The 6,736-nt window shown below is 51.5% G+C and carries 7 protein-coding genes; 3 read left to right on the top strand and 4 right to left on the bottom strand.

The window, feature by feature from the left end:
- The 3 genes from ACEW8P_RS22290 to ACEW8P_RS22280 all read right to left on the bottom strand — a co-directional run.
- Positions 1 to 698 (bottom strand): sugar phosphate isomerase/epimerase family protein (locus ACEW8P_RS22290; RefSeq protein ID WP_373515275.1); only part of this gene is annotated, 698 nt, incomplete at its 3' end.
- Positions 699 to 873: 175 nt separating this feature from the next.
- Positions 874 to 1,776 carry a sugar phosphate isomerase/epimerase family protein gene (locus tag ACEW8P_RS22285; protein ID WP_373515274.1) on the bottom strand — a complete coding sequence of 301 codons (903 nt, stop codon included), beginning with the start codon at positions 1,774 to 1,776 and terminating at the stop codon, positions 874 to 876.
- Between the two features lie 3 nt (positions 1,777 to 1,779).
- Positions 1,780 to 3,063: a Gfo/Idh/MocA family protein gene (locus tag ACEW8P_RS22280; protein ID WP_373515273.1), complete on the bottom strand. Its 1,284-nt coding sequence runs from the start codon at positions 3,061 to 3,063 to the stop codon at positions 1,780 to 1,782.
- 170 nt (positions 3,064 to 3,233) lie between these two features.
- Between ACEW8P_RS22280 and ACEW8P_RS22275 the strand changes: the two genes are divergently transcribed.
- Positions 3,234 to 4,643, top strand: a complete 1,410-nt coding sequence (locus tag ACEW8P_RS22275) for a gliding motility-associated C-terminal domain-containing protein (protein ID WP_373515272.1) — start codon at positions 3,234 to 3,236, stop codon at positions 4,641 to 4,643.
- Between the two features lie 25 nt (positions 4,644 to 4,668).
- On the opposite strand, the gene ACEW8P_RS22270 is transcribed toward ACEW8P_RS22275, so the two are convergent.
- Positions 4,669 to 5,367, bottom strand: a complete 699-nt coding sequence (locus ACEW8P_RS22270) for a hypothetical protein (RefSeq protein ID WP_373515271.1) — start codon at positions 5,365 to 5,367, stop codon at positions 4,669 to 4,671.
- 115 nt (positions 5,368 to 5,482) lie between these two features.
- On the opposite strand from ACEW8P_RS22270, the gene ACEW8P_RS22265 reads away from it, so the two are divergent.
- Both ACEW8P_RS22265 and ACEW8P_RS22260 read left to right on the top strand, forming a co-directional pair.
- On the top strand, positions 5,483 to 6,013 hold the full coding sequence (locus tag ACEW8P_RS22265) for an RNA methyltransferase (protein WP_373515270.1): 531 nt from the start codon (positions 5,483 to 5,485) through the stop codon (positions 6,011 to 6,013).
- A 109-nt stretch (positions 6,014 to 6,122) separates the two neighbouring features.
- Positions 6,123 to 6,734 carry a hypothetical protein gene (locus ACEW8P_RS22260; protein WP_373515269.1) on the top strand — a complete coding sequence of 204 codons (612 nt, stop codon included), beginning with the start codon at positions 6,123 to 6,125 and terminating at the stop codon, positions 6,732 to 6,734.
- The last annotated feature ends 2 nt before the right edge of the window (positions 6,735 to 6,736 follow it).

Raw genomic sequence — 6,736 nt, 5'->3', positions numbered from 1 at the left:
CCGAAGCGATCTTTCACGAGGTTGAAGTTGTATTCCAAACCCTGCCCGATGAGGTCTTCCTGGTTACAGTTCCAGCAAACAGTGGCGTTGCGGTTTTCGCAGTGATCCATGATCGTCTTGATATTGGGTAGTTCCTGGGTGCCGTTGCCGTGGACTTCCAGCCGGATTATCTGCCCGAAGTCGGCAGCGTATTTACCGAGTTCACTTAGTGATTGGCCGATTTGTGCCAATGTTTTTTCGTGCGGTACGTCTTTATGGAATTGGTTAGGCTTCACCTTTACGCCTGTACCCCCGATGTCGGCACTCAGCTTAATGAATTCCTTGGTACGATCCATGTTCGCTTTCAGCTTGGCAGGGTCGGGCGAATCATACTGTTCGTTCGTACCCGTGCCCACAATCTCCACAGGGCTATCGGCGAACATTTTCTTCACTTCCTGCCGCCGGGCTGCCGAAATGTCGGGCATTACCTTATGGGCATGATCCACGCGTAATTCTACCCCGCCGATGCCCGTTTTGGCGCAGTTCTCGATGAGGGTCGGTACGTCCCAATCTTTGCCCCACAGATAGGTAACCAGGCCGAGTTTCATTTTTGATTTTTTTAAAAACTCGACTTCGGCGAAGGAAAGGCCGGGCAGCAACGAAGCCGCCGCCAGCAGCGAGAGATCTTGGAGGAATTCTTTGCGGGTGGTATGTTTCATGAAATAAAGGATTTGCTTTTAGTTTTGGGAATTCTTTGACAAAAGGACGTTATATTTCCGTCATGTACCTTACAACGCTATCAAAAGATAAAACCAGCTTACTACTACCCACATAAAAATGCTGACAGCCTTCAAAAGACTGTCAGCGTTGCAAGAAGGCAGTTGCAGAAAAAGGTTAAGCCGCAAAAACCCGATCCATCCGTTTACTTACTTCCGCCAGCCGCTCGCGGTCACCGCCGCCTACCTCGGCGGAAGCCCAGCCCGAGTAGCCGATGTCCGCCAGAGCTTTGTTCACGGCGGGCCAGTTGCAGTCCCCTTCCATAATTTCAACCTGGAAACCTTTCCAGATGCCTTCATCGGATTGCTTCTTGCGGCTGTATTCCTTGATGTCTAGCTTCATGATGCGCTTATCTAGCACCTCGATCCAATGCTCTGGCCAACCGTAGCGCACAATGTTACCAACATCAAAGTACCAGCCCACCAGCGGGTGGTCGATTTCGTCCACGTAACGCGCGGCTTCCATTGGACTTAGCAGGAAATTATTCCAGACATTTTCCAAAGCGATTTTCACACCCGTTTTCTCTGCCGTAGGTAGTAGTTTTCGAATCTCGGCTTGCGAACGCTCGTAGGCGTCCTTATAGCTAGTTTCAGCGTTGACTACGGCGGGTACCAGCAGCACCGTGGTGCCGCCGTACATCTTGCAGTCGTTCAGGGCGGTTTTCATGGACTCCACACAAGTCGCCCGCACCTTGGGATCGGCGGAGGAGAGCGGTGATTTCCAATGTACCGAGTTGACCACGCCGGGTAGTTCGAGTCCGGTTTTGTCACGGGCAGCCAGGATTTCCTTGTGGTCAAGGTCGTGGGGTGAATCCAGTTCCACACCATCGTAGCCCAGCTCTTTCAGCATCTTGAACTTGTCCATGATGGACATGTCGCCCTTGACCATGCCCCATTTCAGGCTCTTCTTCGTCATTGGGCGGGCGGGCAATGCGGTAGTTGCATTAGCTACACCGGAAAGAACCAAAGACACGGCCGATGCCGCCAGCGCGCTGTTTCTTAGAAAAATTCTTCTATCCATAATCTAGCTAAACGGTGTAATGCCCGGCTTGGCCACAACGCTCTCGGGAGGCGTAGACTTAAAGTCGAACGAATCAGGAGCCAGATCCTCGGTGGAATTCATGGCATCCTCCCAGGTGATTTGTTTGCCCGTGTAAGCAGCCATGCGTCCCATGATGGCCAGCATCGTACTTTGCGACATCCACTCCCCGTTGTTGATGGGCTTGCTGTTGCGGATCGAGGCGAATAACTCATCGTGTTCGGTCTGGTACATATCGTTCATCTTGCCCGAATATTTCCAGGGGTTGGCTCCTTCGATCTCGTGGACATTGCGCGAACAGTTCACGTAGGCCTTTCCTTTGGTACCAAAACTTTCCACGGCGTAGCTGCGCTCGGTGTTGATCTGTTGCCGCGACATGTGGAAACCCTTTACGCCGTTGGGATACTCGTAAGTGATGGCGAAGTGGTCAAAGATGTTGCCGAACAGCGGATCGACGCGCACCTGCCGTCCTCCTGTGCCGACGGCACTAAGGGGCTTTACGTCGCCCAATGCCCATGACATCATGTCGAGACTATGCACGGCTTGCTCCACGATGTGGTCGCCTGCCAGCCAGGTGTAATAGGTCCAGTTGCGGAGAACGTACTCCATGTCCGTCCAGCCCGGTTGGCGCGGGAACGACCAGAGGTTTTCCGTATTGTAGGTGTTATAAACAGCCATGACATCGCCGATGGCACCCTCCCGAATCTTGGAAAAGGCCGCCCGCTTCGGCTCATGAAAACGCCAGCACAAGCCCGAAACCAGGGAAAGGTTTTTCTCTTTGGCCATTTTGGCCGCTTCCAGGACTACTTTAATACCGGGGGTATCAACAGCCACAGGTTTTTCGCAGAACACGTGCTTGCCAGCCTTTACAGCCGCGGTCAGGTGCTCGGGCCGGAAATGCGGCGGGGTAGTCAGGATCACAACGTCCACGCCGGAGTCGATTACCTTCTGAAAAGCATCGAAGCCGACAAACTTGTGGCCCTCATCCACTTTGACCTTGTCGCCCACGGCCTTAGTGAGGGCTTCCAGTGAGGAATCGAGGCGGTCGCGGAAAATATCGCCCATGGCGTGCAACACTACATTGGGATCGGCATTCATAGCCTGCTTGGCCGCCCCCGAGCCGCGCCCGCCGCAGCCAATCAGGCCTACCTTCAGGGTTTCGCTGTTAACCCCCGCGAAGGCGCGGTTAGGAATGATGATGGAGGGGAACGTGCTGCCCGCCAAGGCCACACCCGCCAGTTTCAGGATGTCTCTGCGTGAAGTACTCATGGTCATTTAAAGTTTATTATTCGGAAATTTTATGTTAGATAAGATACTGAAATAGTGATCGCTGCGTAAGTTGCCGATCTTTGGGAAATTTTCCAAATCGTGGTAAAAAACATCCGGGCCACGCCTTTGTTACGTTTATGATTCATGCGCAATATTGTTTGCGCTCTGTTATGAAAAGCAAGCTGACGGCCTATTCTCCTATTTTCCTTATCCTCATTTTACAATTGTGGGCCGTTCGGGCCGTGGGACAATGCGCCGCTCTCGCCGACCCCACTATCAAAACGGGTGCCGTTTCAACTACGTTGAGCGGTTGTCTGCCGCTTAATGTGGCCGTACGCAACGATATAAAGGATGCCACCAGTACTCGCCACGTGTTCGACTACCGGGGCGGGGCTGTCAATCCCGACAGTCTGACCGCCGATAGCATTCACGTATATTCCAAACCGGGTTTTTACACGATTGTCCAGTTTTCGGAAAAGGACGGCCAGAAGTACCTGGCCTGCACCAACGTCCGCGTAACTGATACGCTGGCCCCGGTAGTTGAGGCTATTTCCTGCGCCAATGGCGCGGTACAATTGGTGTTCGACCCCAAACAGCCAACGGTTTACCCCACTTATCAAGTGGACTGGGGCGATACCGAGATCAAGGGTTATCCCGGCTTCGGTCAGAAAATATACTACAAGTACGCTGCTCCCAAGTCTTACGGTATCAGGGTGCGGGGTGTGCACACGCCGGGTCAATGCCGGGGAACCGTCACGCGACTGACCTTCGTGGTACCCGAGAATCTGGAACCGCCTGCCATCACCGAAGCCCGAATGCGCGATGAAACGAAGCTGGATTTGCAGATTCGAGATTCGTTGGCGGTGGAGTTGCTCTTGCAAAAGGGTAGCGCGAACGGTGTTTTTGACCCGAATGGACAAAAACTGGACAAGAATCAGAAGTCCGTCACCAGTACTTTAGAACTACCCGACCGCGCCTGTTTTCGGTTGCAACCCGCCGACTCCTGCCTGTCCGAACTGCGTTCGCGGCCCATCTGCGCGTCGGATTTTAAAGTGGAGGGAACCAAGGACGAAAATACGGTTTCCTGGAAAATAGACTACCGTCCACCGGGCACCAGGGCAGTTATTCAAAAAGATGGCCTGGATTGGAAAGACGTGACCAGTTCGGGTACTTTTGGTTCCTTAGTAGATCGAGAATTTATCTGCGGCAAAGAGGTCTGCTACCAACTCGTGGTCAGCTACGAAGGATTTACTTTTTATTCTTTAAAAAGGTGCTTCACCGTACCGCCGGACGATTGTGAGGTACGTCCACCTTTCTATTTGCCTGATGCCTTTTCGCCCAATGGTGACGAAATCAACGACTTGCTGGAAGTTAAAGGTGTGATTGCCTCTGAATTTGAAATAACAATTTATAACAAATGGGGCTTGGCGATCTTCCACAGTAAAGACCCCGCCATATCCTGGGATGGCAAGTTCAAGAGCCAAAATCTACCCGTTGGCAGCTACGCCTACACTGTTCGGTATCTGGATCGCAGCGGTAAGTACCTTAACAAAAGGGGCGTGGTCTATCTTCTAAAATAAAAGGCTTCATCGTTTCGCCGGACTATCAATTTAGCCCCTGACTAAATTCCAGTATTTTTTTCAGATCGGCTGCATCGCTAAACTGAACGGAATTTTCCTTGATGTAATCGTTGATTTCATTTTTCCGTTTGGCGTAAAGTTTTAGCACCGACTTCCGGTTGGCGGGGTAAGCCACTCCGTTGTCGTCCACCAGAAAAAAGCTTTCCCGGCGGGAATACACCACATCGCCCTTCATGCTTAGGCGGGCGATGGAGCCATTGTCGGTCGGCAGGTTATTGACCGATTTGATCGACGACACGCCCGACGACTGACCATAACCGCCTTCCTTATCCACATTACCCACTTGCAGCGATTGCGCCGCTACAAGTTTCGTTGCGCCGTAATCGCCCAACACTTTCATGAATCCCGTTTTGGGATCGTGGACGAACTTATCTTCATTAATCGCGATGTGCCGGATGGTGTATTCCTGATCAAGGGTAAGCGTGTCCATGCGGGGCGGGTTGACGAACTGCATCTCCCGCAGCAGCAGGTTGAAGTTGAGCTTTGCCGAGACCGTACGGCCATCCCGGTACTGCACCGTTCCGGTAGTGAACTGCGGATAGAGGTACTTGTCGCTGACCGAAAGTTGCTGGTCCGACTTGACGCGGATCGTTTCGCTGGTTTGCGCCCAGCCCGTAAAACCGATAAGGGTTAGGGCCACACAGAATAGGAGCTTTGTTTTCATGGTCGATGGATGGATTCTTGGTGGATAATCGGAGGTTTGTATTTTGGTAAAAAACGCTGACATTCACAATCTACCTACTTTAATCTTTGGAACACTTTTTACAACAAATGGTAGTATGAAAAAACGCTCGATGGAGGAAATGAACCGTCTCTCAGTAGAAGGATTCCAAACCTCCGAAAAATTCCCCTACGTGATTATTCTGGAAAATATCCGCAGCCTCAACAACGTCGGCTCGTTCTTTCGCACGGCCGACGCTTTTCGGGCCGAAAAAATATATTTGGGCGGCTTCACTCCTACCCCACCCCACCGTGAAATTACCAAAAGTGCTATCGGCGCCGAATTGGCTGTGGCCTGGGAAAAGGCCGACGACGTTTTAACTCTGGTCACAAAACTCAAAGACGAGGCCTACACACTCGTCGCCGTTGAACAGGCGCACGACAGCGTCGCTTTGCAAAACTTCGCTCCGATCAAAGGCGAAAAATACGCTTTCATTTTTGGCAATGAGGTGGCGGGGGTTAGCGAGGAAATCATGGCTCTGGTGGATGTTTGCGTGGAGATTCCGCAGTTTGGCACGAAGCACTCTTTTAACGTGTCAGTGTCGGCAGGAATTGTACTTTGGAAGTTCATCGAAAAAAACTTAACATAAGAATAATGCGATTATTTTTGTTCTTGCGAAAAAAATCGTAAGTATTTGTAGATTTTTTTATTATACGGGTGCTGCTCAACCACTACCCAATTCTTCTAAAAACTACCTCATGAAAGAAAAAACCAAAAAACTAACGTCCGAAATCGCCCAAACGCTGGAGGAGAAACTGAACGAGCTGACCACGGATTCTAAAAAACTGAAGAAGTCCGTTGAAAAGACAGCCGAGAAGTTGGCAAAGAAAGTCAGCAAGCTCATTGACAAACAAAATAAGCAGGCGGATAAGGAAGCCAAAAAGGCGGAGAAGGCAACTAAAAAAGCTGGAAAGAAGAGCGAGAAAAAAGTCAGCAAAGCCAAGAAGGTCGGTAAGTCCAAGAAGCCTAAGGCCGATTCGGTCGATACCAAGGGTGCAGCGGATAAGGAAACCAAGGAAGCCCGCAAACTGGAACTCGACTCGCAAACCGCCGCCCGTGAAGCCTCCGCCGACACCACCGAGACGATGAAGGAAGCATTGGAAGAGACAGCGGCAAAGGCAGCTCCCTCCAAGCCGAAAGCTACTACTACCCCCAAAACTACCACCGCTCGGAAACCCGCTGCCAAAAAACCTGCCCGTGCCACCAAGTCAAAAACGACTACGGCCGGCACCCGCAAGCGCGTGATGGGTCGCCCCGCCAAAAGCCCCGCCAACAAGCCCGTCGATCCCGAAAAAAATAAGGACAGTTAGTT

The sequence above is a fragment of the Persicitalea sp. genome, from assembly GCF_041751555.1.
Classification (GTDB): domain Bacteria; phylum Bacteroidota; class Bacteroidia; order Cytophagales; family Spirosomataceae; genus Persicitalea.
This window is presented reverse-complemented; position numbering and strand designations above follow the sequence as displayed.